The following is a 25590-nucleotide window of genomic DNA, read 5'->3' as shown; positions in this document are numbered from 1 at the left end:
GGTCAGCTCCTGAAGGTGAGCCGGTGAACCCACTTGGTGTTGTTCACCCCGGGGTTGGCCGGCACGATGACGCGTGCCGGATAGCCGTGGTCCAGGGAGAGGTCGGCTCCGTTGACGCGCAGGGCGAGCAGCGACCGCGGGTCATGGATCTGGTTGCCGCGCAGCAGCACGGAGCGGTAGGGCCCCGAGGGCTGGACGGACTCGACCAGCACGCTGCCTGCCGTACGCAGCCCGCTCAGCGCGGCGAGGTCCGCGAGCCGCAAGCCCTCCCACTGCTGGTCCGCTGTGGACCAGCCCTCCACGCAGGCGATCGGCAGGGCCGCGATGTGCCGTGGCATCGCCATCAGCTGCTCGCGGGTGAGTACCAGGGACGGTCCGGCGCCGTGGACCTCGAGCCGCCAGGCGGGTCCGACGAGATCGGCGGTGATCCCCAGGGACGCGGCGGTCTTGTTGATCTGGAAGCCGTTCGGGCCGCTACCCGGATTCCGGTTGTGCGGCGCCAGCAGCGCCGTGGCGCGCAGTCGGCCTCCGATGCTCTGCCCCGCGGTGACCACCAGCAGCAGAAGTGACCCGGCGCCGACCATGCCCACGGCGCCACGCCGGCTCATGGTGGGGGTGGCCGGCGCGACCGGTACCAGGCCGTCGGGATCGGGAGGCTCGGGACGGGTGGCGGCGACACCGGTGCGCAGTTCCAGGAATGGATCGCGGCCACGCAGGGCCCGCACCATCCGGCCGAGCCTGAGGGTCACGTGGACGGCGAACGCGGCGATGAACACCCAGGCTCCGTAGAAGTGCAGGGTGTAGAAGGATCCGGGGAAGACGTAGAAGAGCTGGGCGTTGAAGATCCCGGTCACGAACTCGAAGATGACCCCGCCCACCAGCAGGAGCAGCGACAGGCGCTCCAGCGCGTGGGCGACCGACACCAGCGGCGGCCACGTGAAGAGCTTCGGAATGACCGACCACAGTTTGGCCAGCACCACCGGCACGAGGACCACGCCCAGCGTCACGTGGATGCCCTGGGTCAGCCGGTACAGCCAGGAGGGGTGGGTCGGCCAGTCGAAGAGATAGAACCCCAGCAGGCCCTTGTCCGGCGTCTGGTCGTTGATCGGCCCCAGGCCCGGGTTGTAAGCGGCATAGGAGAGCAGGCCGGTCACGAACATCACCGGAATGCCCAACAGGAGTACGAGACCGAAGGCCGATGTCAGCCACGGCCCTCGGATCGGACTGCGCCAGAATCCGGGCCGGAAGGGGCCCGGCGGCGCGGGGGCCGAACCGATCCGGTGCGCGGCCTCACCGACACGGACGGATGCCGAACCGATCCGGCGCGCGGCCTCACCGACACGGACGGATACAGCCGCCATGAAGTCTTTGCGGCGCTGCCGTGGCGGTGCCTGGGGTTCCCCGGGACGATCCGGCCCTCCAGCCGGGCCGCCCGGTGTCGCCTGTCCGCTGCCGCTCATGAACCGACCCTCCGCAGCCAGGGCGCGCCACGCATGGCGGCGGCCGTGATCCAGCCGTCCACACATATCCCGAGCTCGGCCGCAGGGCGCCTCGCCACCACCGCAGACAGCGAAATACCGACCGAAAAGGCGTGTGATCAGGCCGGCACAGTCGCGGCACCCGGAATATCCGGATTCCCCGTCGGGCCCCGACGCCGGGGCGCAGGACCTCGGGTGGCAGTGCTCTCAGGCCTGCTTCCCGACTTCGGTGTGGCTGCCGACGGGCCGCTGGTAGATGTCGGGGATGCCGTCACCGTCGGCGTCGGCGTTCTCCTCGGCGCACAGGCGCCGGTAGAGCCGGTTACGACGGTGCAGGAGCAGTGCGGCGAGGCAGGCCGATGCAAGGGAGGCGACGAGGACGGCGGCCTTGACGTGCTCGCCCTGCGCCGGGGTGAAGGCGAGGTCGCCGATCAGCAGGGCGACGGTGAAGCCGATCCCGCCCAGGGTGGCGAGGCTGAAGACGTCGGCCCAGCCCAGGTCGGGGTTGAGGCGGGCGCGTGTGAAGCGGGCGGCCAGGTAGGTCCCGGCGAAGATGCCGATGATCTTGCCGCAGAACAGGGCCATGACGACACCGAGCGGCTCGGGACGGGTGAACACCTCGCTGAGGGCGCCGGGAGAGACGGTGACTCCGGCCGCGAAGAGGGCGAACAGCGGGACGGCGACGCCGGCGGACAGCGGGTGCAGCAGGAACCCGGTGCGCTCGGCGGGGGAGGCGGTCTCGTCGTCGTCCCGGGTCGTACGCAGGATCAGGCCCATGGCGACACCGGCGACGGTCGCGTGCACGCCGCCGTCGTACATCAGCACCCAGATCACCAGTCCCAGCGGGAGATACCACCACCAGCCGGCCACCCGCAGCCGCTGCAACGCGTAGAAGACCGCGAGACCGGCCACCGCGCCCACCAGTGCCCAGGGGTTGAGGTCGGAGGTGAAGAACACGGCGATCACCAGGATCGCGCCCAGGTCGTCCACCACCGCGAGGGTGAGGAGGAAGGCCCGCAGGGCCGCGGGCAGATGGGTGGAGATGACGGCCAGCACCGCCAGCGCGAAGGCGATGTCGGTCGCCATCGGCACCGCCCAGCCCTGCAGGCTCCCACCCCCGAGCGCGGCGACCGTCACGTACAGCCCGGCCGGGACCACCATCCCGCACACGGCCGCGATGACCGGCAGCGCGGCGGTCGCCGGCGTCCGTAGCTCCCCGGCGACGAGTTCACGCTTCAACTCGATCCCCGCGACCAGGAAGAACACGGTCAGCAGCCCGTCCGCGGCCCAGTGCCCGACCGACAGGTCCAGTCCGAGGGCGGAAATGCCGAAGTGGAAGTCGCGTATCGCCTCGTACGCCCCGCGCCACGGACTGTTCGCCCACAGCAGCGCCACCACCGCGGCGGCCACAAGGACGAGGCCGCCGACCGTCTCCGTCCGCAAGGCGCGGGCGACGGCCCGTCGCTCCGGCCAGGGAAGCACGCCGAGGAACAGGGGGCGGGAACGAGGGGCAGCGGCCATGGAGCCGGACCTCCGGGACATCGGCGAACGGGCGCGCAGCCCCTGACAACGCCGACCAGACTTCCCGGCACACCCTGCGCCAACGTTTTGACGCATTGCTGACACCCTAATGGCGCAGCCTTGACGGGCCCAAGGGCATCCCCCCACGGGCGCTGAACCGACGGCGCCGTCCTGCCTCCCACCCGGCCCCGGACGCGGCGTTCCGCGCGGCCCGCGCGGCCCGCGCGACCAGTCGGCGCGGTGTGCTCGTGCTCGTCCACCGACCGGCGGACATGTCCTTGCTTCGGCAAATAGCCCGCTATACTTGCATCCGCAATCAGTTCCGGGTCCAGGGCAAGCACCGGACCGGGGAGTCGCGCCGCGACGACGATCCGCCCCACGGCGGCCGCGCCACGTGGCACAAGCACACAGGTGATCTCGATACCCATGCGCGTCCTCATGTTCAACACCCCCCTGACCGGCCACTTCCTGCCCCTTCTGCCGCTCGCCCGGGCGTTGCGGAAGCAGGGGCACACCGTTGCCTTCGTCTCCGCCGCCACCATGGCCGGCCCCGTCGGGGCGGAGGGCTTCGAGCTCATCCCCGCCGGTCCCACCGTCGACGTGGCGGTCGCCGAGGTGTCCCGCCGCAGCGGTGTCGACATGATGACCAATCCCTCGCCGGCGCTGGTCGCCGAGTTCTTCGCCGGGGCGCGGGTCGATCTCGCCGTGGACGAGGCGCTCGCCGGGGCCCGCGCCTGGGAGCCGGACCTGGTCGTGTCGGAGCACTGCGACTTCGTGGGGCCGCTCGTCGCCACCGTGCTCAAGGTGCCGTCCGCGGTGATGGGCATCGACCCGGCGCTGGAGCCCGAGGTGCTGGACGCCCTGGCCGCCACGGCGCACTCCCGTTACCTCGACCGCGGTCTGCAGGCGCCGCGCCACGCGCCGTCCGGCCGCTGGCTACTGGACATCTGCCCGCCCGGCCTGCAGCGCGACGGTGTTCTGCCGCCCCTGGAGCGCATCGCGCTGCGGCCCGAGCCCCACCAAGGCCCGGAGGGAACGCCCCGCGCGGCCAGGGTGCCCGGTACCGGCCGCCCCCGCGTGCTCGTCAGCCTCAGCACCGCCCGCGGCGCGGTACCCACACTCGGTCCGCTGCTGCGGTCACTGAGCGCGCTGGACGTCGACCTGGTCGCCACGTCCGGAGGCGTCCCGGTCGGGGACCTCGGGCTGGAGCCGGGCCGGGTCGAGCTGGTCACCTTCGTCCCGGCGGCGGAGCTGCTGGAGGGCGTGTCGGTCGTCGTGCACCACGGTGGTTCCGGCACCACGTTCGGGGCGGCGGCACGCGGGATCCCGGCCGCGGTCGTGCCGGACGCGCCGGGGCAGCAGCGCCAGGCGTTCCGGCTGCAGGCCGCGGGCGCGGGCCTGGCACTGCCGATCGGTGACCAGGCTCCGGAGTCGGTCACGGCCGCCGTCCGCCGGCTGCTCGCCGAGCCCGGGTTCACCACGGCGGCACAGCGCCTCCGTGACGAGATCGCCGCCATGCCGTCGGCCCCGGAGGTCGCCGAGCGCCTCACCGCCTCCGTGGCGGGATAGCCGGGAACGCGCGAAGGCCCGCCGGACGGCGGGCCCTCACCCCCTTGAGGCCACGAAGTGGTCAGCCGCGGAACAGCAGCACGATCGCGCCCAGCAGTACACCCAGGACGACCGCGGCGACGCCGTTGCCCACCCGGTGCGTCCGCACACCCGGAAGGTGCGGATCCAGCGCGAGGCGGCCGGGCCCGGCGACGGCCAGCGTGACGGCCACCGCGGCGATGAGGAGTTCGTACTCCACCCCCGCCGGGGCGAAGAACCCGCCGCCCCACTTCAGGGCGACGGCGTTGACCATGACGCCGACCACCGCCGCCGCGGCGAGCGGGGTCAGCAGCCCGAGAGCCAGGCCCACGCCCCCGAGGACTTCGCTGAGCCCGGCCAGCACGGCCATCGCCTTCCCCGCCGGATATCCGACGGAGGTGAAGACGCGTCCGGCGCCGTCGAGGCCCACCCCGGAGAACCAGCCGAAGAGCTTCTGCGCCCCGTGGCTCGCCATGGTCAGTCCGAGCAACAGCCGGAGGAGCAGCAGGCCGGCGTCATGGACGTACGGCGGAACGGCGTGCTCGTCGATGGCGTGGGAGCCGGAGCGGGACAGTGTGCCGGGAGGGGAAGCGGACATGTCTGAGGCCCTTCGTGGGGATGCCGGGTGCGGCCTGCGAGCCGGACCTCGCGACGGGCGGCTCACCGCACGCCGATCACGGCAGCAGCGTGACGTCATGCGGTGCCGTCCTGCGCGCGGCACGCCGGACATTAGGTCCATGGGGGTCGGATGCCCTGCCACCGATGGCCCCGTCCCTTTCCTGGCAGGATCTCCGGGTGACTTCTTTGTTCCTGATGGCCGGCCTGCCCGGGGCCGGGAAGACCACCGTGGCCCGGCGCCCCGCCGAGGAACACGGCGCGCTGCGCCCGAACCGGACGAGCGGATGATCCCGCCGTTCGGCGCGTCGGAGGCGGACGGGAAGCTTGACGTGCCGGTAGGCTGCTGCTGCGCCTCGCGCTGCAATCGCCGGCGCTCGGGACCGATGTGGTCCTGGACTTCGGATGCTGGCCGCGCGACGAGGGGTCGGCGATCCGCCGCCTGCCGCAATCCGCGGGCGGGTCCTGTCACCTCGTGTACGTACCGGTGGACCACGCGACAGCGGGCCCGTGTCGCCCGGCGCCAGGCCACCACCCCGGAACGGACCTTCCCGATGAGCGAGGCGGACCTCCTGCGCCGGTGGGCCCTGTTCGAAGAGCCCGCCGCCGAACTCGCCGGGAAGGACGTCGGTGCCTCTCCCGCCCGGTGGCCGGGATGGCGGGAGTGGGGCGTTGACCGGTGGCCGTCGTTCGAGTGACGGTCGCAGTGGGCTGCGCGACGGCGATCCCACGGGGACGCCCTCCACCGCGCCCCTGCCGCCGGGGACCGAACGGCGCCTGCTCGCGGCCGCCATGGACTGCGCGGGGCCCTCGCCGGGCTCGGCGGCGAAACCGCCGACCCTGCTGGGCCGAGGCCCGCGCCGCGTACGCCGCGGGCCGGACCGCGGGCGCCGAGGAGGCCGTCGCCGTCACCTGGTCCCGGCGTTCCGCGGAGTTCCCCCGCCTGATCCACCTGACGGGGCCCGCGGGGAGTCCCGCGACGGTCACCGTGGAAGGGCCGCGTCCTCACCCACCGCGGCCAGCAACTGGACCGGCCACTCGGGGTCGGCCTGGCCGACGGCCAGCCCGAGCCAGCGGCCGGTTGAGGGTAGCCTCCACACCCGTACGCTGCCGGCGACCCCGCACAGGAAGCTCATGGGCTCGGGTGCCACGACATCGGGACCGGCGTCGTCGAGCCCCAGGTAGGGCCAGAGGTCGACGACCTCGGGCTCGCCCCAGCGGTCCGTCAGAGCGGCGTCCAGCGCCAGCCGGGCATCCTCGATGTCCCGCTCGGCCGCCTCGACGATTTCCTCACCGCGGTCCTCCCAGAAGTCCTGACTCTCCTGGAGCACGGCAAGGTGATATCCGGGGCCGCTCCACTCCTTCCCCTTTCCCGGTGGTCGCGTCCGGTCGGGGAAGGCCGCCACGGTCAGGCGGTCGACGACGGCAAGGTGCGCGGCGGAGGAGGGCGTTTCACGGCTCGGCATGGCAGAGGCCCGGGCGCGGTCAGGCCAGGGCGGGCATGAAGCCGCCGCGGGCCACGCCGGAGGACAGCAGGACCGGCCAGTCGAGCACCTCGGGCAGCTGATCCAGCGACAGGACGACCGCCCCGCCGACCCGTTCGACGTCCAGGCACCAGTCGGCCATCCCGCTCGGTGCCGCACCACCGTCGGCACCGCCCAGCACCGGTGCGGCCAGGGCTGGGACGACGCATCCGTGGTCGCCGGGTCCGTCCACGACGCACAGGGTGAGCCGGGGGACGAGACTCCAGCCCTCGCACGGAGGCACCGCCCCGTCGGGCGCGACCAGGGGCGGCAGGGCGAGGTGGACGGGTGCGTCGGCCAGCACGAGCACAGGCGTGGCGCCACGGACGAACAGCGTCTTCTCGGGATCCAGGAGCACGGGCCCACTCTCGCAGGCCGGTTCGCCCGAGCGGCGGGCGGGTCCCGGCACATCCCCGACGGGTCGTGCACGACCTCACGAGATCTTTGACCCGGCAAGGATTCACTACGTACACACTCCAGCTCTGACTTCGGCAATGCCAGTCGGGTTCGTGGCGAGGCGCGCCACACGCAGGAGGAATTGACGTTGGCCTTCCCGTTCGACCCGGAACTGGCCCCGAGGATGGCCCGACACGCCGAGGCCGACGCACACGCGGAAGTCTCGCGGATGCGGGCGGAAGCGGCGCTGATGGAGGCCGGTCCTTACACCCCGCCGGTACCGGTGGACTTCCGCGAGGTCACCGTACCGGGCCCGCAGGGCGCTCCGGACGTCCGCGTGCACGTCTACCGGCCCGCGGGCCGGGACGGGAGGCTGCCCGGCCTGCTGTACCTGCACGGCGGCGGCTTCGTCGTCGGCCTGGTGGACTTCTTCCGCGACGAGACGACCCGCATCGCCGCCGAGGTGGGCGCGGTGGTGGTGCCGGTGGACTACCGCCTCGCGCCGGAACACCCCTACCCGGCGGCCCTGGAGGACTCGTACGCCGCGCTGCGGTGGCTGGCGGGGCACGCCGGCGAGCTTGGGGGCGACCCGGACCGGATCGGCGTGGCCGGGGAGAGCGCCGGCGGGAACCTCGCGGCCGCGGTCGCCCTGTACACACGCGACCACGGCGGCCCCGCCCTGAGCATGCAGTGCCTCGGCGTCCCGATCCAGGACGACCGACTGGCCACCGCCTCCATGCAGGCCTTCGCCGACACCTCCGGATTCAACCGCCGCAGCGCCCAGCGGAGCTGGGACCACTACCTCGGCGGCAAGGGGCTGCGCGGTGGCGGCGAGGTCAGCCCGTAAGCCGCCCCGGCCCGTGCGCAGAACCTGGCAGGACTGCCGCCCACGTACCTCGCGGCCGCCGAGTTCGACCCGCTGCGCGACGAGGACCTGGCCTACGCCCAGCGGCTGATCACCGCGAGCGTGCCCAGCGAGATGCACCACTTCCCGGGCGCCTTCCACGGCGCGGCCCAGCTGGCCCCGCGGACCGAGGTCAGCCGGCGCATGATCGCCGAGCAGCTCGACGCGCTCCGCCGCGGTCTGCGAGCGGGCGGAGCCGACGGCACGGGCGAACCCGACGACACGGCCTGAGAGCCGCCCGCAGCCGCGCGCCCTACCAGGCCCCGACGGTTTCCAGCAGACGGTGAAGGTCGTGGGCGGCTTCGGCGGTGGACAGGGTCGTGGCGGCGAGCACGGCCGTGGTGGCGGCGGCGAGCACCGGGTGCCCTCCGAGCGGTGGAGCAAGGAGGGCGGCGACGCGCCGGGGTACGGGGCCCGCTCCGGCCGGCCTGGGCCGGTGGCCGGCGCGACGGCCGGGACGCCTGCCGAGGATGCCCATGGCGGCACCCCGGATGCGGGCCGGGCTGCGGCGGGCGGCCAGGGCGGCCTTGCCCACGGATCGGGCGACCCGGGTGCGGTCGCCGGTGGCGGCGGCGGCGTTCTCGTCGGCCCAGCGCTCGATGGTGTAGGTGACGGCGGTGGCGAGCGGCCGCAGCAGGGGGTTGGCCGCGGCCCCGATCTGGGCCAGGGCGACGAACGCGTAGTGGTGGCCGGTCAGGTGGGCGCGCTCATGGGCCAGCAGTACGTCGTGCTCGGCCTCGTCCAGCGTGCGGAGCATGCCGGTGGAGACCACGACGCGACCGGGCATACCGGGGATCGCGAAGGCGTCGGGGGCCTCGTCCTCGACCACGACCAGCCCGTCGCGGGCGGGCATACAGGCGGCTTCCAGGGCGGCGGCCGCCAACGTGCGGGCACGCCGCCAGAGCATGCGGGCGGCCATGACGACGGCACTGCCGAGCAGCAGCCCAGCGATCAGCGAGACGGACAGTTCGGCGGGGTCGTCGCGCTGCGCGGCCTGGGCCGACCAGTGGCCGAGGCCGGCCAGTTGCGGGACACGGATCAGGCCGACGACGGTGAGCAGGCCCAGCGAGATCGTGCTCGCGACACCCAGGACGACCGCCGAGGCGGCGAGCAGCCAGGTCGCCAGGCGGGGTTCGCACCGCTCGGACAAGGGACGCGCGCCGAGCGGGGCGAGCAGCGGCAGCAGCAGCGGAAGGTAGACGGCGATGTGCATGCGGCGGCGCCTTCCTACTGGTCGGGGCCGAGCAGCTGGCGCAGGAGATCGGCGTCGGCGTCCGAGAGCCCGTCGGCGAAGCGGGCGAGGACGGCCTCGCGGTCGGGCCGCTCCTCCAGGACCGAACGCATCCGCCGGGCGGCGAACCCGGGGTCGTCGGTCACCGGGGCGTAGGCGTAGGCCCGGCCGCGCGGGGTGCGGGTGAGCAGCTGCTTGGCGTGCATGCGGGTGAGGATCGTCACCACGGTGCTGTAGGTCAGCTCGCCGCCGAGGCGTTCGGCGACCTCACCGGGGGTCAGCGCGCCGTCGGCCTGCTGGAGCAGGCCGAGGATCTCGGCTTCGCGCGCACCGTTGGCGCGCTTGGGACCGCGTCCGTGGGCGGGATCGCCCGTTGGGTTTGTCGTTCGCTCGCTCATCTTCTACATTCGTGTAGAACTTCTACGGCGGTGTAAAAGCCGTCCGCCCGAGTGTGCCATGCCCTCGCACCCGGGGACAGCCCTGCCCCGGTCAGGGCACGACAGGAAAGGACCCTCAGGTGCCTGTGGCCCTCAATCCCCTGGACGCCACGTCGCTGCTGACGGCGTTCGGCACGGCGGGCATCTTCCTGGTGCTGTTCGCCGAGACCGGGCTCCTGATCGGCTTCTTCCTGCCCGGCGACTCGCTGCTGTTCACGGCCGGGCTCCTCTGCACCACCGGGACGGACGGCCTGCACCTGTCGCTCCCCCGGGTGCTGGTGGCGGCCGCCGCCGGGGCGCTCCTCGGCGCACAGGCCGGCTACCTGATCGGCCGCCGCGCCGGACGGACCCTCCTGGGCCGCGCCCGCAACCGGCACCTGATCGACGGCACGGCCCGCGCCGAGGACCTGCTCGCCCGGTACGGCCACGGCAAGGCGATCGTCCTCGCCCGTTTCATCCCCGTCGTACGGACCGTGCTCAACCCGCTGGCCGGCATCGTTCGCGTACCCGCCAACACCTTCGCGCTCTGGCAGGTCACGGGCGGCCTCGTGTGGACGGTCGCCCTGGTGCTCGGCGGCTACGCCCTCGGGGCGAGCATCCCCCACGTCGACCGCTACCTGCTCCCCCTCGTCGGCGTGATCGTCGCGCTCTCCCTCCTGCCCCTGGCGCTGGAACTGCTGCGTTCGCGCCGCCGCGGCGACCGCACCGGCACGGAGACGAGCCGGGAACCCACCGCATGAAGATCACCTGCCTGATCCACAACCCGGCACCATCCGCATCACGCTCAACCTCGCCACGGCCCTGGCCGACGAGCACCACGCGGTGACGGTGGCCTCGATGCTGCGCCACCGCGCCCGCCCCCGCTTCACCATCGGCCCCCGGATCGCCGTCGTGCCCCTGGTCGACATCCGCCCGGACGCCGCCGACGCGGCCGATCCGCTGCTGCACGAACCGGCCCCGGCCTTCCCCGTGCCGGATCAGGCACCGCCCCGCCCGCGCCACCCGCACCGCGTCACAGAAATAGGACCCAGATGAGCGCCATCAGCATCGGCCAGGCCGCAGTCCTGGGAGTGGTCGAAGGAATCACGGAATTCCTCCCGGTCTCCTCCACCGGCCACTTGAAGATCACCGAAGGGCTGATGGGCATCCCCGTCGACGACACCTCCGTCGTCGGCTTCACCGCCGTCATCCAGGTCGGCGCGATCGCCGCGGTGCTCGTGTACTTCTTCAAGGACATCGTGCGCATCGTCTCCGCCTGGGGCCGCGGCATCCTCGACCGCGAGGAGCGCAACCACCACGACTACAAGTTCGCCTGGTGGGTCATCTACGCGACCGTCCCGATCGTCGCCGTCGGCCTGGCCGCCAAACCGCTCGTCGAAGGCCCGCTCGCCTCGCTGTGGGTGGTGGCCGGCTCCCTGATCGTGGGCAGCGGCGTGATGTGGGCGGCGGACCAGATGGGCCGTCACAAGCGCGGCGAGGACGACACCAGCCTCAAGGACGCCATGCTGGTGGGCAGTTCGCAGATCCTGGCGCTGCTCTTCCCCGGCTTCTCCCGCTCCGGCGCCACCATGTCCACCGCGCTCGTCCTCGACCTGGACCGGGTGGCCGCGACCCGGCTCTCCTTCTTCCTCGGCATCCCCGCCCTGACCGGCGCAGGCCTGTACGAACTGAAGGACGCCGTCGGCGCGGGGGTCGGCGCCGCGCCGCTCCTGGTCGGCACCGCGGTCTCCTTCGTCGTCGCCTATGCCTCGATTGCGTGGCTGCTGAAGTTCGTCGCCAGGCACTCCTTCAACGCCTTCGTGGTCTACCGCATCGCCGTCGGCCTGCTGCTCTTCGGTCTCCTCGCCACAGGAGTGCTCACCGCGTGACCGCACGGACGGCACGATCCCGCGGCGACGGCTGTACGTTCTCCGATGTGCCCTACACAGTGGACGACGTGCGACGCGGCCTGCGCGCCGCCCCGCACGGGACACCAAAGGTGCCGCGATGACCCCGCCGGCGGCGAAGGCCGGGGCGGCGGCGCCACGTCGGCAGATGTGGCCGCTGTACGCGGCCGGGTTCACCACCGCCTTCGGCGCGCACGGCATCGCCGCCAGCCTGGGCGGCCTCTCCGGGGACGCCGTCACCTCCCTCATCGTGCTCGGCGGACTGCTCGCCCTGTACGACGGCGCCGAGGTGGTCCTCAAGCCGTTGTTCGGCACCCTCGCCGACCGCGTCGGAGCCCGCCCGGTACTGCTGGGCGGGCTCGTCGCCTTCGCCGCAGCCTCCGCCCTGTACGCCATCGCGGGCAGCCCGGGCTGGCTGTGGGCGGCCCGGCTGGGCCAGGGAGCGGCCGCTTCCGCCTTCTCCCCCTCCGCCTCCGCGCTCGTCGCGCGTCTCAACCCGGCGGCGGGGCAAGGGCGGGCGTTCGGCTCGTACGGCATCTACAAATCGATCGGCTACACCCTCGGGCCACTGCTCGGCGGCGTCCTGGTGTGGGCGGGCGGCCTGCGCCTGCTCTTCGCCGTACTGACGGTCCTGGGGGCGGCCGTCGCCGTCTGGGCGGCGGTCGCGGTCCCGGTCGTACCGCCGCTGCCCAAGGCCCGGCAGACGCTGCTCGACCTGGCCCGCCGCCTGGCGGACCCCGTCTTCCTCGCCCCGACCGCCGCCCTGGCCGGGGCGACCGCCGCCCTGTCGGTCGGCGTTGGCTTCCTGCCGGTCTCCGGTCGCGCGGCCGGCCTGGGCACCGTCGCCACCGGCGCCGCCGTGTCGGTCCTCGCCGCGTGCGCGGCACTCGTGCAGCCCCGCGCCGGGCGCGCGCTGGACAGCGGGCGCCTGACCATACCGGGCGGCATCACCGCCGGGCTGCTGCTCGCCGCGGGCGGCCTGGGCTGCGCCATGCTGCCGGGTCTGACCGGGGTGCTGTGCGGCGCCGCCCTCATCGGCATCGGCACCGGCCTGATCACCCCGCTCGGCTTCGCCGCGCTCGCCACCACCACACCCCGAGAGCGCCTCGGCCAGACCATGGGCGCGGCCGAACTGGGCCGCGAACTGGGAGACGCCGGCGGCCCGCTGCTGGTCGGCGGCCTCGCCGCCGCGTTCGCCCTCCCCTACGGCTACGCGGCCCTCGCCGCCCTCCTGGTCGCGGGCGCGGCCCTCGCGATCGCGCGGCGGGCACCGGACGGAGGATGACCCCTCACTCATGCGGGATGTTCCGCACGGCCGTACCCAGGAGCATGGCATGCGCTCATCTCGGACCGTACCGTCGACGGCATCCGGTACGCCGTGGTGGCGCTCGACCCGGGTGTGAACGCGATCGGCCGGCGCCGGCGTGATGGCTCACCGTGGCTGCCGCCGAGCAACGGGGCACCACGCCCGCTGAACTCCGGCCCCGAAGCGTTTGCCGCGTTCACCCGGGCCTACGAGCAGGCCGCACAGGAGGCGGATCAGTACGAGGGGCCGGAAGACGACTCCGACGAAGGCCCGGACCATGCCATGAGGGCCGCCGACGCGCTGACCGGTGCCCTGCTCGAACGGTTCCGCGGGCGCGATGCGGCGGCCGTCGCCGACGGGAACTCCTTCAGACACATAGCCGCAGAGGAGCTCGGCTGCGACATGGACGCCTGACGCGGCACCGGCGGCCCCGGACTTGATAGGCAAGTCGTTACTTGCCTATTCTCCCGGTCATGGCAGAGGATGTCTTCAAGGCGCTGGCCGACCCCACCCGTCGGCGCATCCTCGACGAGCTGGTGGAAAGGGACGGTCAGACCCTGTTCGAGATCTGCGGGCGGCTGGCGATGAAGCACGGCCTGGGGCTGTCCCGGCAGGCCGTCAGCCAGCACCTGGCCGTACTCGAATCCGCGGGCCTGGTGCTCACGCGGCGCCAGGGCCGCTACAAGTACCACGACCTGAACACCGAACCCCTTGAGCGCATCGTGACCCGGTGGCTCAGGCCCGACACACCGGAGAGCGCCCCATGAGGATCCACCTGTCCAGCGTCTTCGTCGACGATCAGGAGAAGGCGCTGCGCTTCTACACCGACGTGCTGGGCTTCGTGAAGAAGCACGACGTCCCGATCGGTACGGACCGCTGGCTGACCGTCGTCTCGCCGGAGGATCCCGACGGGACGGAACTGCTGCTCGAGCCCTCCGGCCATCCCGCGGTGAAGCCGTACAAGTCGGCGCTGGTCGAGGACGGCATCCCGGCCACCTCCTTCGCCGTGGACGACGTCCACGCGGAGTTCGAGCGACTGCGCGGGCTCGGGGTGTACTTCACGCAGGAACCGGTGCGGATGGGCCCGGTCACGACCGCCGTCCTGGACGACACCTGCGGCAACCTCATCCAGATCGTCCACAGCGAAAGCGCAGCGGCATCGACCTGACCGGAAGGTTCGCGATTCGCTCGACGCGGGCGCGCAGCCCCGTCGATCTCCCCCGCGCGCGCCGCGACGTGCCGTCAGTCCAGCCGGAGGGACCACCGGGCGTACGGCGTCACGCTCCTCACGGAGTGTCAGGCGAACGGCCGCGCGGATGTATCCGATCCTCGTGAACGGCCGACCTGTACGGCCACGGCCGGGGCATGTCACCATGATCCGCCGATCGCGGTCCACACACGGGGGGTCTTCGCCTGCTGGCCCTCGAGATCGAGTAAGTGAGCGTGACCATGTGTGAGTGAGTGTCGTTGTCAGAGTGTGAATCTGACGGAATGGGCGAAGACGCAGGGTGTGCATCCGCAGACCGCGTATCGCTGGTTCCGTGAGGGGACGTTGCCGGTGCCGGCTCAGCGAGTCGGGCCGCGCACGATCCTGGTGAACATCGAGACGAACACCGCTCCGGAAGCGGTGGTCGGCCTGGGTCTGCCCGCGTCTGCTCGCACGGCCAGAAGGGCGATGCTGGCGCTGCCCGCGAAGTCCGCGGGCGGGACGGTCTACGTGGCCACGCAGTGCCAGGGCGAGGGCACGCTCACCGTCGACGCGGGCCGCTACGGCACGTCCACGGAGTACTGCTCCGCCGTGCCGGAGGGCAGCATGAACGGCACTGCGGTACGGACCCCCGAGGCCGCGACCCGGCTCAAGGTGACCGCGGGGCCCGGGGTCACCTGGGCGGTGGCGGTGGCATGGGACCGCCATGCCCAGGGGCCGTCGGAGTAGTCGCCGGGACGTCCACCGGTGCGGGACAGCTCCGCTGCCTGCGCATCGGTCGGATAGAAGCGGTACTTCAACGCCCGCTTCACATGGGCGGCCTCCACGGCTCACGCACTACATCATCAGTTTGTGGGCGGAGTGCGGGTTGTCGGGGGCAGACACCGGTCCGCCCTGGCGGCCAACCGGCTATCCCTGCCCCGCTCCGCAGGAGCTTCGCTTCCTCCCCCGGCTGAAGCCAGGGGTATCCACGAACGAGAGCCCCGATGGATCGAGGGCAACTGCGGCCTCCGGTGGTACAGGTGATCGCGGCGAACGTGATGTCCCGCCCGATGCTAGGCGCCACCACCGACACCGACCGCTCCGCCGCGGTGCCCCGGGCGGTCCGCGCCGGATCAATCTCGTCGTCCGGCGAGGGACCCGTCGTCCGGCGAGGAACCCCGTCGCACGGCGACGACCAGGACCACCACCAGCGTCAGGACGACCAGCACCGCGACAAGGCCCCAGATCCCGGAGCCCCAGCCGCTGCCGTCGTGCCTGTCATGCGACAGACGGCCGGGCCCGGCGGCCGCATGCCGAACCCCGTATCCCCCGTTCCATGCGGGAGCGCAACAAGCCACGCATACCCCGCCCGGTCGACAGGCGGCCACGTGGCATTGCGCGGCTGACGGAAACCGGGCGTGAAGGCGACGGGATGGACCGGGGCTCGTCAGCCGCAGCCCGCGGTCTTCTCCCGCAGGCCGGCGGCGGGCGCGGTAAGGCGGACGCCGAGGAGGCGTCCGGCGCGGTTCACCGTCACCTGCAGCGACGTCACGGCCGGCATGCGGTCGTCGCGGTAGTCGTAGGTGACCGTCCAGGACTCGCCCGTGCCGACGTCGGCCCGGTCCACCGCGGGCTGCTTCGTGTCGGCGGTCGGGTAGTGCACGGCGACGTACCGACCGGCAGCCCGCTCGGCCGCCGCCGAGTCGCGCACCGGCCCGGAGGAACCCGGGATGGGTCTCCCGGCCGCGGCGGCCTCGGTCTGGGGGCCCACCGACACGTTCACCTCGAACCGGTCCGCGGGCGGCCAGCTCATGGAGGCGATCCCGTGCGGTTCCAGCAGAGCCCACACCTCCTCGTGCAGGCCGTCGATACCGCACGGCGTGCTGTCCTCGACGCGGCCGATCCTGACGTCGTCGCCCAGCGCCTTGCGGATCGCCTGCCCGAACACCGCCTGCTGTTCCGCCGATGCCTGCCTGTTCGGCTCGGCGTGGTCGACGACCCGCACGTCGACGACGGTCGCCAGAACGCAGGCCACGGCCAGGAACCCCGCACCGGTCACGGTCGGGAACCAGCGGTGACGCGTGGGCCAGGGAGAAAGCCGCGAACCGGCGAAGCGGAGGGACAGGACCCCCACGGCCGCGCCCGCGAAGGCGCCCGCGACGTTGGTGGTGAAGTCGCTGGTGTCGCAGTAACGGCCGATGACGGGAAGGCAGGCCTGGACCGTCTCGATCCCGCAGGCCAGGAGGACGGACAGCAGCAAAGGAGGCAGCGGACGCCTGGCCGCGCGCACCCCGAAGAAGCCGATCGGCACGAACAGGGCGACGTTCATCCAGCCCTGGGTCGTCCCGAACGACTCCCATACGTCCTTGCTCACCGTGCACCTCACCCAGCCCGTACCGGTGGGTCTGAGCCAGAGTGTCAGGAACAGGGCGGCCGTCGTCGTGGCCGCCCAGGCCGCATAGGCCCAGGGGCGGTCGGAACGGCCACGCAGGGCGAACGTGACGCCCCCCAGCACCGCCGCCGAGACGAGGGCGACGAGAAGGAGGTACAACAGGTGCCCTCCGAAGACGAGAGCGAACAATGCCGTGCCTTTCGAAAGCGCGAGGAGATCAGTCGACGGCGCACGGAATCCGGCGCGTCGGCGACCACCCTGGCGCCCACACGTCATGGGCCCTGGCTCAGCTCATGACCAAGGTGTAACAGCCCGTCCCCGCGGGTTCGGAAGATCACGACCGAGTGATCGCCGACGGGCCCGGGCTCCACCGCAAGGCCCACGCTTCCGCGCCGACGAGCGCCTCAGCACAGCCGGCGAGGGTTGTCAGCCGTGGTCCGCCACGGCGGCGGTGAAGCGCGCCACCAGCGCCGCGACGGCCGCGCGCAGTTCCTCCCCGCCGTCTACGCGGAAGGGGAACGGCAGCCTCGCCAGCCATTCCTGGGCGTACATGTCCGGGTTGCGGGTGCTGCCGACCAGCACGCATCCGTCCCCCGCGGGCTCAAGACGCCCCATGGGCGGCCGGATCCACGGGGCCACCTCGGCAAGGGGGGTGTCGAACACCACGCGGGTGGCGAACTCCCACCCCAGACCAAGGTTCTCCTCGAGCACCGCCACCGGGTCGAGGCCCCTGGGCGGCTCGAATCCGTGCTCCGTCGGCCGGACCGCGCGGACCCGGTCGAGCCGGTAGGTGCGGATCGCGTCCGCGCGATGGGAGTGGCACAGCAAGTACCAGCGCCGGTAGCGGACGACGATGGACCAGGGATCCACCTCCGCGTCCCACTCGTTGCCGGCCTCGCTGCGGTACGTCACCAGCACGCGGCGCCGGTCCGCGACGGCGTCGACGAGTTCGCTGGTGATGGCCGGATCGGGGCGGGCCGAGTACGGGTCCGGGGCGGCCGACGCGTACTCCCGCAGCATGGCCGCCTGTTGGCCGATGCCCTCCGGGAGCGCCTTGACGACCTTGCCCAGGGCGGTGCCGACCAGATCGTCGGTGTCGGCCGCGGCCGGCCGGCCGCTGAGTACCGCCATCACCAGCCCCAGGGCCTCGGACTGTGTGAAGTGCACAGGGGGCAGTCTCGTCCCACGCCCCAGCCGGTAACCGCCGTGCGGCCCACGGGCCGACTCCACGGGGATGCCGGCCTCTCGCAGGATCCCGACGTACCGGCGAGCCGCTCGCTCCGTGACTCCCAGCCGCACGGCGAGTTCGCCGGCCGTCGTTCCGGGGCGCGTCCGGAGGATTTCCAGGGCGCGCAACGCACGCGCGGTGGGACTGAGGTCGTTCGGCACAGGAGCAGGCTAATCCGCTCCTTGAGGGGTCGCCGGACATACCGGCACCGGATCGTCCGGATCTCGGCCTACGGTGACGTCCACGAAGCTGAAGAAGGGGAACTGACCATGGACATCCTGCTCATCGGCGGCCTGTGGCTCAACGGATCCGTATGGGGCCGAGTCACGTCCGCGCTGGAGGCGCTCGGCCATCGCCCCGTGCCGCTCACTCTCCCGGGGCAAGGGGACGGCTCCGTGACCGCCACGCTCGACGACCAGTTGGAGGCGGTGCTCGCCGCGGTGGACGCGGCGCCCGGCAAGCCCATGGTGGTGGGGCACTCCGCCGCCTGCACACTGGCCTGGCTGGCCGCCGACCGGCGGCCGGGGCGGCTGGCCAAGGTCGCCCTCATCGGCGGCTTCCCGACCGCCGACGGTCAGCCGTACGCCGACTTCTTCGAGGTGCGGGACGACGCCATGCCCTTCCCTGGCTGGGGCCCGTTCGAGGGGCCGGACGCCGCCGACCTCGACGACGGGGCCAGGCGGGAATTGGCGGCTGCCGCGATCCCCGTGCCCGCGGGCGTGTCCAGGGCAGTGGTGCGGCTGACGGGCGAAGGAAGGTTCGACGTCCCGGTCGTGGTCGTGTGCCCGGAGTTCACGCCCGCGCAGGCGCAGCAGTGGATCAACGCCGGCGACGTCCCGGAGCTCGCCCGGGCCAAGCACGTCGACTTCGCCGACATCGACTCAGGCCACTGGCCCATGGTGACCCAGCCCGCGGAACTGGCCCGGATCCTCGCCGCGGCGGCCGACGCGGCCTGACGGGACGGCCACGCGCGGTGGCATGTCGGCAGGGCGCGCCGGGGCGCCGGGGCGCAAAGCTTCTGCGAACCGACCGCGGCGATGTGCCACCGCATTCCGCGCCACCCCACCACGCGTGGCACTCCGCTACCGCGAACGACGACGAACCCCTGGCCGGATCGGCGGACGGTCGCGTGCGGCGCCCCTGCGACTTCTGCGGGCCCGCTGCTGTGAGCGCCGGCACCGGCGCGACGGCGTGTTGACGGACCGCGCTGACCAGGGGCTGCGCCCAGGAACCGCCCTACCGCCTGCGCTGACCGCGATGAACTCCCCGGACCGCCTGTCCGTGCGGTGCCATAGTCTGCGCTCATGACCAGCGCGGCGGTCGAGGAATACCTGTCACTGACCGAAACGATGATCGCCCAGCCCTTCCCGGAGGCGGACGTCCAGGATGCCGGCGGCTACGGCGGTCCGGGGTACCGGGTGCGGATCCTGCGGGCGAGCCAAGACTTCTGGGACGACCCGGACGGGCAGGCCTGGGAAAGGGCCGAGCGGGAGTTGCGGGCCGATCTCGAGGCCCTGGGCGCGACGTTCACGGAGCGCTGGGGCGAGCCGCGCGAAGTGGATCTGTGGCCGTGTCTGAGGGCCGGCTGCGAAGGCGAGGCGGTGCCCGAGCCGTACGCCTCACTCAGCGGGCACGTCGTGGGCGTGCGGGTGTGGCCCCTCCCGGAGAGGGGCCGGTGGCTCGGGCTCGCCGTCGGCCAGGAGGACAAGGAACTGCCGCTCGAACTGGTCGCGGTGGTCGCCGCGGGCTCGCCGCTCGATCGGCCCGGTCCGGTCGGCTGACCCAGGGCGGCGCTCGTCGTCACCTGCCGGGAAACACACGCGGCGGTGATACGCCAGTAGGTCCCCGCATGCTGCTTTTCCATTTCACGCGGCCGGGGCTGTGGCCGCTGATCTTGGCGGACGCGAAGATCAGGGCGACCTGGCCGCAGGAGATGGACGACCTGCCGTAACTGGCGCGGACGCACGGTGCGGATCACGGTGGAGGTGCCGGCGCCGCAGGCGCAGCGGTGGCGTGCCTGGGCGGGGATGAGGCTGCCCGCCGGATCCGCTGAGGCGCCGACGGGCAGCCGCTTCGACGGGCGTCCGGACGAGTGGTTCGTGGTGGAGCGGGCGATCCCTTCGGCGGAGTGGGTGTCGGTGATCGACCTGGGCGTGATGACGCACCTCTGGCCGCGTCCGTAGCCTCGTCGGCGCGCCGGTCACCAGGTCGTGGGGCCGGCGCCGCGCCATTCGACGAGGTCGCTGTCGTACAGGTCGCCCAGGCGCATGCGGAGCCCGGCGCGGCGTACCAAGGCGAGGACGTCACGGGGTCCGTAGGCGAGGCCGAGGATCCTGCCGTCGCACCGCACGCGGCGGCCGCCGCTGCCCGACGGCGGGTACACGATCACTCGGCATCGCACCGGCTCAGCCTGGCCCCGTCGGGGGGCTGACGCATCCTGGCGGAGTATCCGGACGCGCGCCCGGAGCCCGCGGGGCTTATCAATGGAGGGACACCAACAGGCCGGAGAGAGTGGCTGGGCATGCGCGTTGTCGTGGATCTCACCCGTTGCCAAGGCTATGCGCAGTGCGTGTTCCTTGCGCCGGACGTGTTCGAACTGCACGGTGAGGAGGCACTGCTGTACCACCCGGCGTTTCCGGACGACCAGTACGAACGCGTGCGGCAGGCCGCCGCGGCGTGCCCGGTCCAGGCGATCCTGGTCGGCGAGGAGGTGAGCGCCGGTGTCCGGTGACCTCAAGAAGGGCCGGATCGTCATCGTCGGCGCGTCCCTGGCCGGCCTGCGGGCCGCGGAGACGCTGCGCGACGAGGGCTTCACCGGTTCGCTGACCGTCGTCGGGGACGAGCCTCACCCGCCGTACGACCGGCCCCCGCTGTCCAAGCACGTGCTGCTCGGCAAGGTGCCGGCGGACGCCACCGGGCTGCCGATGCGCCGTGATCCGGACGCGGAGTGGCGGCTGGGGGTGCCTGCCACCGGGCTGGACCCGCTCGAGAAGCGGGTGCTGCTGGGGGACGGCACGTCGCTGCCGTTCGACCGGCTGCTGATCGCGACCGGGACGCGGGCGCGGCCCTGGCCGGTTCCCGAGGAGGCCGCCCTCGACGGGGTGTTCACCCTGCGGACCAGCGACGACGCCGCCGGCCTGGCCGAGCGGCTGGCCGCCGGGCCGCGCCGCGTCCTGGTGATCGGCGCGGGCTTCACCGGTTCGGAGATCGCCTCCGTGTGCCGCGAGCGCGGTCTGGAGGTCACGGTCACCGAGCGCGGCCCCGCGCCGCTGGTGGGCGCGCTCGGCGGGACGCTGTCCAAGCTCGCGGCCGCCATGCAGCGGGCACACGGTGTGGATCTGCGCTGCGGCGTGACCGTCACCTCGTTGCGCGGCAACGGCAGGTTCACCGGCGCGGACCTCTCGGACGGCACCCGCGTCGACGCGGACGTGTGCGTCGTCGCCATGGGCGCGGTCCGCAACGTCGAATGGCTGGCGGACTCGGGGCTGGCCGCGGGTCCGCGCGGGATCGCCTGCGACGCCGGGTGCCGGGCGTTCAACATGTACGGGATCGTCACGGACGACGTCTTCGTGGCCGGTGACGTCTCGCGCTTCCCGCACCCGCTGTACGAGTACCAGCTGCTCTCCCTGGAGCACTGGCGCAACGCGGTGGACCAGGCCGAGGTGGCCGCCCACAACATGATCAGTCCGGGGCCGTTGCGGCGTCCGCACCTCAGCGTCCCGACGTTCTGGTCGAGCCAGTTCGGCCACAACATCAAGTCGGTGGGTGTCCCCACCTTCTCCGACCAGGTGGTCATCGCCCAGGGCTCGCTGGAGGCGCGCCGTCTGGTGGTGGCCTACGGCTACCGCGGCCGGGTGACCGCGGCGGTCACGGTCAACATGGCCAAGTCGCTGGAGTACTACGAGCGCCTCATCGAGACCGCGGCCCCGTTCCCGCCCCCGCCGGGGGCGGCGGACCGGCGTGCGGCGGCCGAAGTCCCGGTCCCCTCCGATGTGCCGGACCCGAGCAGGCTCTCGCACGGTCCCACGGTCGCGCTCACCGGGTACCTGCCGGACCGGCGGCTGGTCCTGGCGAGGCCCACCGGGTGACCCACCCCCGCCCATCCACGAGGAGCCACCACGCATGACCGCCGAGACCCTGCTGGAACGGATCACCGACTACGCCAGCCGCCCCGACCCGTACCCGCTGTACGCGGAGCTCCGTGAGGCCGGGCCCGTGGTGCGGCAGACGGACGGCAGCTACCTGGTCGGCACCTACCACGAGGTCGTGGGCCTGCTCCACGACCCACGGCTCAGCGCGGACCCCCGCAACCGCACCACACCGGCCCCGCCGGCGTCGGACGAGACGCGGCACCTGCCGTTCCTGCGGCTGGACGACCCCGAGCACCACCGGCTGCGCACACTGGCCATGCGGCCGTTCGGCCCGCCCCACAGTCCCGGCCGGGTCGACGCCATGCGCGGCGAGATCGCCGGGATCACCCGGGAACTGGTCGACGGGCTCCGCGGCCGTGAGCACATCGACATCGTCGACGACCTCGCCTATCCCCTGCCGGTCACGGTCATCTGCCGGCTGCTCGGTGTCCCGCGCGAGGACGAGCCACGGTTCCGGGAGTGGACCGACCTGCTCGTCGCCTCCGCCGACATCAGCCCCGGCGAGGACAGTGCCGCCCGGGCCGAGGCGGGCCGCAAGGCCCGGATGGAGCTGGGCGCGTATCTGCTCGGCCTCGCGGACCAGCGCCGCGGCCGGCCCACCGGCGACCTGCTCTCGGATTTCGTCAACGAACCGGATCCGGAGCTGCGGCTCACCGATCAGGAGTTGACGCAGACCGCGATCCTGCTCCTCATCGCGGGGCACGAGACCACGGTCAACCTCATCACCAACGGCGTGCTCACCCTGCTGCGCCACCCGGACCAGTTGGAGCGGCTGCGTCAGGAACCGGAACTCATGCCGGAGGCGGTGGAGGAACTGCTGCGGTACGAGCCGCCGGTGCATCTGCGTGAGCGCATCCCGCTGGCCGACGTGGAGATCGCGGGCACCGTCGTCCCGAAGGGGACGTCCGTGATCCTCGGGCTCGCCTCGGGAAGCCGTGACCCCCTGCGGTTCCGGGACCCCGAAAGGTTCGACCCCACCCGCAAGGACAACGAGCACATCGGCTTCGGCAGCGGCATCCACTTCTGCTACGGTGCGCCGCTCGCCCGCATCGAGGCTCAGACGGCCCTCGGCGCGCTGCTCCCCGGCCTCGGCACCGCGACCTTGCTGCAGGACCCGCCTCCCTACCGCCGCAACGCCATGCTCCGCGGCCCCCGCCACCTCACCGTCGCGTTCTGAGGCGTTCGCCGACGCGGACGCGTACGCGTCGGCCTGGCCCCGAAGGGACGGGGGGTGACGCGCCGCTCCGCGTCCCGAACGCCGTGCGGCTGAAGGCCACGCGACTCGGCCGCGCCGCGGCGGGAACGGCGGTGGCGCGACCGCTGTCTGGTGACCGGAGTCTGCCCGCGTCGCCGGAGGCGGTGGCCTCAGGCCGTCGTGGTGCGGTGGCGGGCGCGGAAGGCGGCGGCCTTGACACGGTTGCCGCAGGTCCGCATCGCGCACCACTCGCGTCGGCGGCCGCGGGAGCGGTCGAGGTAGACCTGGGTGCACTCGGGGCGGGCGCATTCGCGCAGCAGTGCCCCGTCGACGCCGCCGATGATCTCGACCGCCTCGCGGGCGAGGGCGGCGAGGCCCTGTGAGGCCGAGCCGGAGCGGGTCGTGCCGTCGGGGGCGAGCTGCGTCACGACGGGAGCCCGTGCCGCGTGGCGGTTCACCGCGGCGACCGCTTCGGCGGGCAGCGGGCTGCCGTCGAGCCGCGCCTCGACCAGGGCGTAGATCGACTCCCGCAGTTCCAGGGCCGCCGCGACGTCCGACGCGTCGGAGCCGGGCTCGCGGTCGAGCATCCGGGACTCGACGAACCAGGAGTCGAGGTCCGCGGGCGCCGCGAGCATCTCCGTGGGCACCGCATTGCGTCGTGCGCGCAGCGTGCCCAGGAAGTCGAGGGCGAGTGTCCCGCAGGGAAAGGCATGCTTCACATCACCATCCTAACCGGTGATTCTGGATTCGTCACTGGCTTGACAGGTGATTTCACTCCGTGCGACCGTCGTCACCGTTCAGAACGGTTACTTACTGATGTGGGGGACGCCGCAATGGCCGTCGTACGTTTTCACCTGATCTCCTCGCTCAGCCCGTCCGAGGCCCTGGCGGTCCTCACCGACTTCGGTCCCGCCCGGGCCCGGAACTGGCCCACCATCGACGCCGAGCACCTCACCGTCCACTCGATCGGCGACACCTGGGCCGAGGTGACCGAGGGCACCGCGTCCGCCTGGGAGCGGGCGCGCTACGACTGGGACGCCGAGGAGGGGAGGGTCACCATCGTCACGCACGACTCGAAGGTGTTCGGGCCCGGTGGCGGATGGATCTTCCAGCTCACCCCCGAGGGGGACCGCACCCGGATCGACGTCGAACTCACCCGCACCCCCGGCACGCTCAAGGGCAAGCTCCTCGCGACGCTGCTCCCCGTCGCCGCCGGGTCCCTGCGCAAGTCCTACCGGCAGCCCTTCAAGGCCGTGTGACCCTTCGGCGCCGGCCCGGGCGGCGTTGACCCCGGCGCCGTCAGTCCGAACCCCCGCCGCCTCCGCCGCCGCAGCCGAGGCCGCCGCCGAAGTGGTCGGCGAAGTGGCCGGTGTGGTCCGCGCCGCCGTCGAAGCCGTGGCTCGCGCCGTCGTCGGGGTGGTCGGCGCGCCGGCGCAGGAACTCGTGCCGGCCGAACGGGAACAGGCCCTCGTCCGCGACCGCTCCCCGGCCGATCAGCCCGGCCTCACCGGTGAAGGCCGGGACGAGCGCGGTCAGCGCCGGGTCGCCGTGGAGCGCGATCGCGAGCAGGATGTCCTCCTCCGCGAGCCCCGCGCGGTCCTGGGGCATCGGTGTGTTCCGCCGCAGGTCCGCGACATACCGGCGGGCGGCCCGGGTCGGGCTGAGGCGCACCAGGCGCAGCAGCCCGGCCCCGGCCAGCTCGGCGCGCATCCGGGACAGCGCCTTGCGCACGACCGCGCGGTCGAGCAGCTCCCTGATCCCCGCCGGCCGGTAGAGCCCGACGCGTATCGCCTTCTCCAGCGGGTGGCGGTGCGGCGGCGGGTCCGTCTGCTCCGGGGAGACCTCCCGGCGCAGGGTGCCCGGCCGGCCGGACTCCACGGCTCCGCGCAGGTGCAGCGCCACCACGGCGACCGTCACGGCGGCTCTCGGGCCACCGCGCAGCAGCGCGATCTCGTGCGGTTCCAGCCGGACCGCCGTTGCCTCGTCCATGACGTCTCCCCCCACTGCCTGTGCCGGGCACGTGCCCATCACCGGGGGTGGTCGAAGCCTGCCGGAGCCGGGTTCAGAGGGGGATTTGAGGGTGTCGTAGCGGCCGTACGGCCGGTGATGCAGGTGCGTCACCGGCCGTACGGGGGCGACCGGGACCGGCCAGCCGGGTGCGGAGGGTGGCAGCGAAGTCCTCGGCGCGGGACAGTTGCACGCGCAGCTCCTCGATCTTGCCGGCGGCGGCCTCTTCATAAGCGCGCACACGGTCCAGGAGCGCCTCGCGCTCCTCGCCGTGGGGCGGGTCCGCGGCGTCGAGACGGTCGATGGCCTCGAGCAGGTCGCGCATCTGGTCCAGGGTGAAGCCGAGCGGCTTCATGCGGCGGACGACCATGAGCCGGGCGACGTCGGTCTCGGTGTAGAGGCGGAAACCGCCCTGCGAGCGCGCGGACGGGGCGACCAGGCCGGTCTCCTCGTAGTGGCGGATGGTGCGCAGCGACAGTTCGGTCCGTGCGGCGACCTCGCCGATCTGCATGTGCCTGCCGTCCACTGCCGTGGCCTGCCCTTC

General features: G+C 72.8%; 31 protein-coding genes and 2 pseudogenes. 19 read left to right on the top strand and 14 right to left on the bottom strand.

Annotated features, from left to right (window positions below):
• Positions 1-2: 2 nt before the first annotated feature.
• Both ACRWNP_RS15075 and nhaA read right to left on the bottom strand, forming a co-directional pair.
• On the bottom strand, positions 3-1277 hold the full coding sequence (locus ACRWNP_RS15075; protein WP_431961791.1) for a molybdopterin-dependent oxidoreductase: 1275 nt from the start codon (positions 1275-1277) through the stop codon (positions 3-5).
• A 408-nt stretch (positions 1278-1685) separates the two neighbouring features.
• On the bottom strand, positions 1686-2999 hold the full coding sequence (nhaA, locus tag ACRWNP_RS15070; protein ID WP_431961713.1) for a Na+/H+ antiporter NhaA: 1314 nt from the start codon (positions 2997-2999) through the stop codon (positions 1686-1688).
• A gap of 411 nt (positions 3000-3410) precedes the next feature.
• On the opposite strand from nhaA, the gene ACRWNP_RS15065 reads away from it, so the two are divergent.
• The gene (locus ACRWNP_RS15065) at positions 3411-4568 is read left to right on the top strand and encodes a glycosyltransferase (protein WP_431961712.1); all 1158 of its coding nucleotides are present in this window, start codon (positions 3411-3413) and stop codon (positions 4566-4568) included.
• 61 nt (positions 4569-4629) lie between these two features.
• Here the strand turns inward: ACRWNP_RS15065 and ACRWNP_RS15060 are convergent, their stop codons facing one another.
• Entirely contained in the window at positions 4630-5184 is a 555-nt protein-coding gene (locus tag ACRWNP_RS15060; RefSeq protein ID WP_431961711.1) for a DoxX family membrane protein, read from the bottom strand.
• Between the two features lie 197 nt (positions 5185-5381).
• On the opposite strand from ACRWNP_RS15060, the gene ACRWNP_RS15055 reads away from it, so the two are divergent.
• A complete protein-coding gene (locus ACRWNP_RS15055; RefSeq protein WP_431961710.1) occupies positions 5382-5492 on the top strand; it encodes an AAA family ATPase in 111 nt (36 codons plus the stop codon).
• Positions 5493-5755: 263 nt separating this feature from the next.
• Entirely contained in the window at positions 5756-5899 is a 144-nt protein-coding gene (locus ACRWNP_RS15050; RefSeq protein ID WP_431961709.1) for a hypothetical protein, read from the top strand.
• Positions 5900-6184: 285 nt separating this feature from the next.
• Here the strand turns inward: ACRWNP_RS15050 and ACRWNP_RS15045 are convergent, their stop codons facing one another.
• Both ACRWNP_RS15045 and ACRWNP_RS15040 read right to left on the bottom strand, forming a co-directional pair.
• A complete protein-coding gene (locus ACRWNP_RS15045; RefSeq protein ID WP_431961708.1) occupies positions 6185-6532 on the bottom strand; it encodes a hypothetical protein in 348 nt (115 codons plus the stop codon).
• A 154-nt stretch (positions 6533-6686) separates the two neighbouring features.
• Positions 6687-7082, bottom strand: coding sequence for a hypothetical protein (locus tag ACRWNP_RS15040; RefSeq protein ID WP_431961707.1), 396 nt, complete (start codon positions 7080-7082; stop codon positions 6687-6689).
• 222 nt (positions 7083-7304) lie between these two features.
• Here ACRWNP_RS15040 and ACRWNP_RS15035 point away from each other — a divergent pair.
• Positions 7305-8255: pseudogene (locus tag ACRWNP_RS15035) on the top strand (alpha/beta hydrolase).
• A gap of 22 nt (positions 8256-8277) precedes the next feature.
• On the opposite strand, the gene ACRWNP_RS15030 reads toward ACRWNP_RS15035, so the two are convergent.
• Together ACRWNP_RS15030 and ACRWNP_RS15025 are read right to left on the bottom strand one after the other, a co-directional pair.
• Positions 8278-9237 (bottom strand): M56 family metallopeptidase, encoded by a 960-nt coding sequence (locus ACRWNP_RS15030; protein WP_431961706.1) that lies wholly within the window; start codon positions 9235-9237, stop codon positions 8278-8280.
• A gap of 14 nt (positions 9238-9251) precedes the next feature.
• Entirely contained in the window at positions 9252-9653 is a 402-nt protein-coding gene (locus tag ACRWNP_RS15025) for a BlaI/MecI/CopY family transcriptional regulator (protein WP_431961705.1), read from the bottom strand.
• 119 nt (positions 9654-9772) lie between these two features.
• On the opposite strand from ACRWNP_RS15025, the gene ACRWNP_RS15020 reads away from it, so the two are divergent.
• The 8 genes from ACRWNP_RS15020 to ACRWNP_RS14985 all read left to right on the top strand — a co-directional run bounded on the left by ACRWNP_RS15020 (position 9773) and on the right by ACRWNP_RS14985 (position 14820).
• Positions 9773-10432, top strand: a complete 660-nt coding sequence (locus ACRWNP_RS15020) for a DedA family protein (protein ID WP_431961704.1) — start codon at positions 9773-9775, stop codon at positions 10430-10432.
• A gap of 97 nt (positions 10433-10529) precedes the next feature.
• Entirely contained in the window at positions 10530-10727 is a 198-nt protein-coding gene (locus tag ACRWNP_RS15015) for a hypothetical protein (protein ID WP_431961703.1), read from the top strand.
• Complete coding sequence (locus tag ACRWNP_RS15010) at positions 10724-11560, top strand: undecaprenyl-diphosphate phosphatase (protein ID WP_431961702.1); 837 nt, start codon at positions 10724-10726, stop codon at positions 11558-11560. Before ACRWNP_RS15015 ends, ACRWNP_RS15010 begins: the two co-directional genes overlap by 4 nt.
• A gap of 166 nt (positions 11561-11726) precedes the next feature.
• Positions 11727-12863 carry an MFS transporter gene (locus ACRWNP_RS15005; protein ID WP_431961790.1) on the top strand — a complete coding sequence of 379 codons (1137 nt, stop codon included), beginning with the start codon at positions 11727-11729 and terminating at the stop codon, positions 12861-12863.
• 93 nt (positions 12864-12956) lie between these two features.
• Positions 12957-13298, top strand: a complete 342-nt coding sequence (locus ACRWNP_RS15000; protein WP_431961701.1) for an SUKH-4 family immunity protein — start codon at positions 12957-12959, stop codon at positions 13296-13298.
• 59 nt (positions 13299-13357) lie between these two features.
• Positions 13358-13651 (top strand): ArsR/SmtB family transcription factor, encoded by a 294-nt coding sequence (locus tag ACRWNP_RS14995; protein ID WP_431961700.1) that lies wholly within the window; start codon positions 13358-13360, stop codon positions 13649-13651.
• A complete protein-coding gene (locus ACRWNP_RS14990; protein WP_431961699.1) occupies positions 13648-14052 on the top strand; it encodes a VOC family protein in 405 nt (134 codons plus the stop codon). The genes ACRWNP_RS14995 and ACRWNP_RS14990 overlap by 4 nt, the downstream gene beginning before the upstream one ends.
• 390 nt (positions 14053-14442) lie before the next feature.
• Positions 14443-14820, top strand: a complete 378-nt coding sequence (locus tag ACRWNP_RS14985) for a hypothetical protein (protein WP_431961799.1) — start codon at positions 14443-14445, stop codon at positions 14818-14820.
• Positions 14821-14831: 11 nt separating this feature from the next.
• Here ACRWNP_RS14985 and ACRWNP_RS14980 read toward each other — a convergent pair.
• The 3 genes and pseudogenes from ACRWNP_RS14980 to ACRWNP_RS14970 all read right to left on the bottom strand — a co-directional run.
• Positions 14832-14918 (bottom strand): annotated as a pseudogene (locus tag ACRWNP_RS14980) (helix-turn-helix domain-containing protein); the annotation flags it as partial.
• A 602-nt stretch (positions 14919-15520) separates the two neighbouring features.
• Complete coding sequence (locus ACRWNP_RS14975) at positions 15521-16624, bottom strand: VanZ family protein (RefSeq protein WP_431961698.1); 1104 nt, start codon at positions 16622-16624, stop codon at positions 15521-15523.
• Positions 16625-16891: 267 nt separating this feature from the next.
• Positions 16892-17854: a helix-turn-helix transcriptional regulator gene (locus ACRWNP_RS14970; RefSeq protein WP_431961697.1), complete on the bottom strand. Its 963-nt coding sequence runs from the start codon at positions 17852-17854 to the stop codon at positions 16892-16894.
• Between the two features lie 108 nt (positions 17855-17962).
• Here ACRWNP_RS14970 and ACRWNP_RS14965 point away from each other — a divergent pair, with 108 nt between their 5' ends.
• The 3 genes from ACRWNP_RS14965 to ACRWNP_RS14955 all read left to right on the top strand — a co-directional run bounded on the left by ACRWNP_RS14965 (position 17963) and on the right by ACRWNP_RS14955 (position 19876).
• Complete coding sequence (locus ACRWNP_RS14965; protein ID WP_431961696.1) at positions 17963-18649, top strand: alpha/beta fold hydrolase; 687 nt, start codon at positions 17963-17965, stop codon at positions 18647-18649.
• A 348-nt stretch (positions 18650-18997) separates the two neighbouring features.
• A complete protein-coding gene (locus tag ACRWNP_RS14960) occupies positions 18998-19474 on the top strand; it encodes a hypothetical protein (RefSeq protein ID WP_431961695.1) in 477 nt (158 codons plus the stop codon).
• Positions 19475-19660: 186 nt separating this feature from the next.
• The gene (locus ACRWNP_RS14955; protein WP_431961694.1) at positions 19661-19876 is read left to right on the top strand and encodes a hypothetical protein; all 216 of its coding nucleotides are present in this window, start codon (positions 19661-19663) and stop codon (positions 19874-19876) included.
• Positions 19877-19893: 17 nt separating this feature from the next.
• Here ACRWNP_RS14955 and ACRWNP_RS14950 read toward each other — a convergent pair whose 3' ends face one another.
• On the bottom strand, positions 19894-20094 hold the full coding sequence (locus ACRWNP_RS14950) for a hypothetical protein (RefSeq protein ID WP_431961693.1): 201 nt from the start codon (positions 20092-20094) through the stop codon (positions 19894-19896).
• A 120-nt stretch (positions 20095-20214) separates the two neighbouring features.
• Here ACRWNP_RS14950 and ACRWNP_RS14945 point away from each other — a divergent pair, with 120 nt between their 5' ends.
• From ACRWNP_RS14945 to ACRWNP_RS14935, 3 genes are read left to right on the top strand one after another with little or no spacing between them, the layout of a single operon-like run.
• Positions 20215-20424: a ferredoxin gene (locus ACRWNP_RS14945; protein WP_431961692.1), complete on the top strand. Its 210-nt coding sequence runs from the start codon at positions 20215-20217 to the stop codon at positions 20422-20424.
• Positions 20414-21781, top strand: coding sequence for an NAD(P)/FAD-dependent oxidoreductase (locus ACRWNP_RS14940; protein WP_431961691.1), 1368 nt, complete (start codon positions 20414-20416; stop codon positions 21779-21781). Before ACRWNP_RS14945 ends, ACRWNP_RS14940 begins: the two co-directional genes overlap by 11 nt.
• Positions 21782-21815: 34 nt before the next feature.
• Positions 21816-23021: a cytochrome P450 gene (locus ACRWNP_RS14935; protein WP_431961690.1), complete on the top strand. Its 1206-nt coding sequence runs from the start codon at positions 21816-21818 to the stop codon at positions 23019-23021.
• A 188-nt stretch (positions 23022-23209) separates the two neighbouring features.
• On the opposite strand, the gene ACRWNP_RS14930 is transcribed toward ACRWNP_RS14935, so the two are convergent.
• Entirely contained in the window at positions 23210-23758 is a 549-nt protein-coding gene (locus tag ACRWNP_RS14930) for a CGNR zinc finger domain-containing protein (protein ID WP_431961689.1), read from the bottom strand.
• 114 nt (positions 23759-23872) lie between these two features.
• On the opposite strand from ACRWNP_RS14930, the gene ACRWNP_RS14925 reads away from it, so the two are divergent.
• Positions 23873-24298, top strand: a complete 426-nt coding sequence (locus tag ACRWNP_RS14925; protein WP_431961688.1) for a hypothetical protein — start codon at positions 23873-23875, stop codon at positions 24296-24298.
• 40 nt (positions 24299-24338) lie between these two features.
• On the opposite strand, the gene ACRWNP_RS14920 is transcribed toward ACRWNP_RS14925, so the two are convergent.
• On the bottom strand, positions 24339-25028 hold the full coding sequence (locus tag ACRWNP_RS14920) for a TIGR04222 domain-containing membrane protein (protein ID WP_431961687.1): 690 nt from the start codon (positions 25026-25028) through the stop codon (positions 24339-24341).
• Positions 25029-25101: 73 nt separating this feature from the next.
• Positions 25102-25572, bottom strand: a complete 471-nt coding sequence (locus ACRWNP_RS14915; RefSeq protein ID WP_431961686.1) for a MerR family transcriptional regulator — start codon at positions 25570-25572, stop codon at positions 25102-25104.
• Positions 25573-25590 lie beyond the last annotated feature (18 nt).

Source organism: Actinacidiphila sp. bgisy160 (genome assembly GCF_965342435.1).
In the GTDB taxonomy this organism is placed as follows: domain Bacteria; phylum Actinomycetota; class Actinomycetes; order Streptomycetales; family Streptomycetaceae; genus Actinacidiphila.
This window is presented reverse-complemented; position numbering and strand designations above follow the sequence as displayed.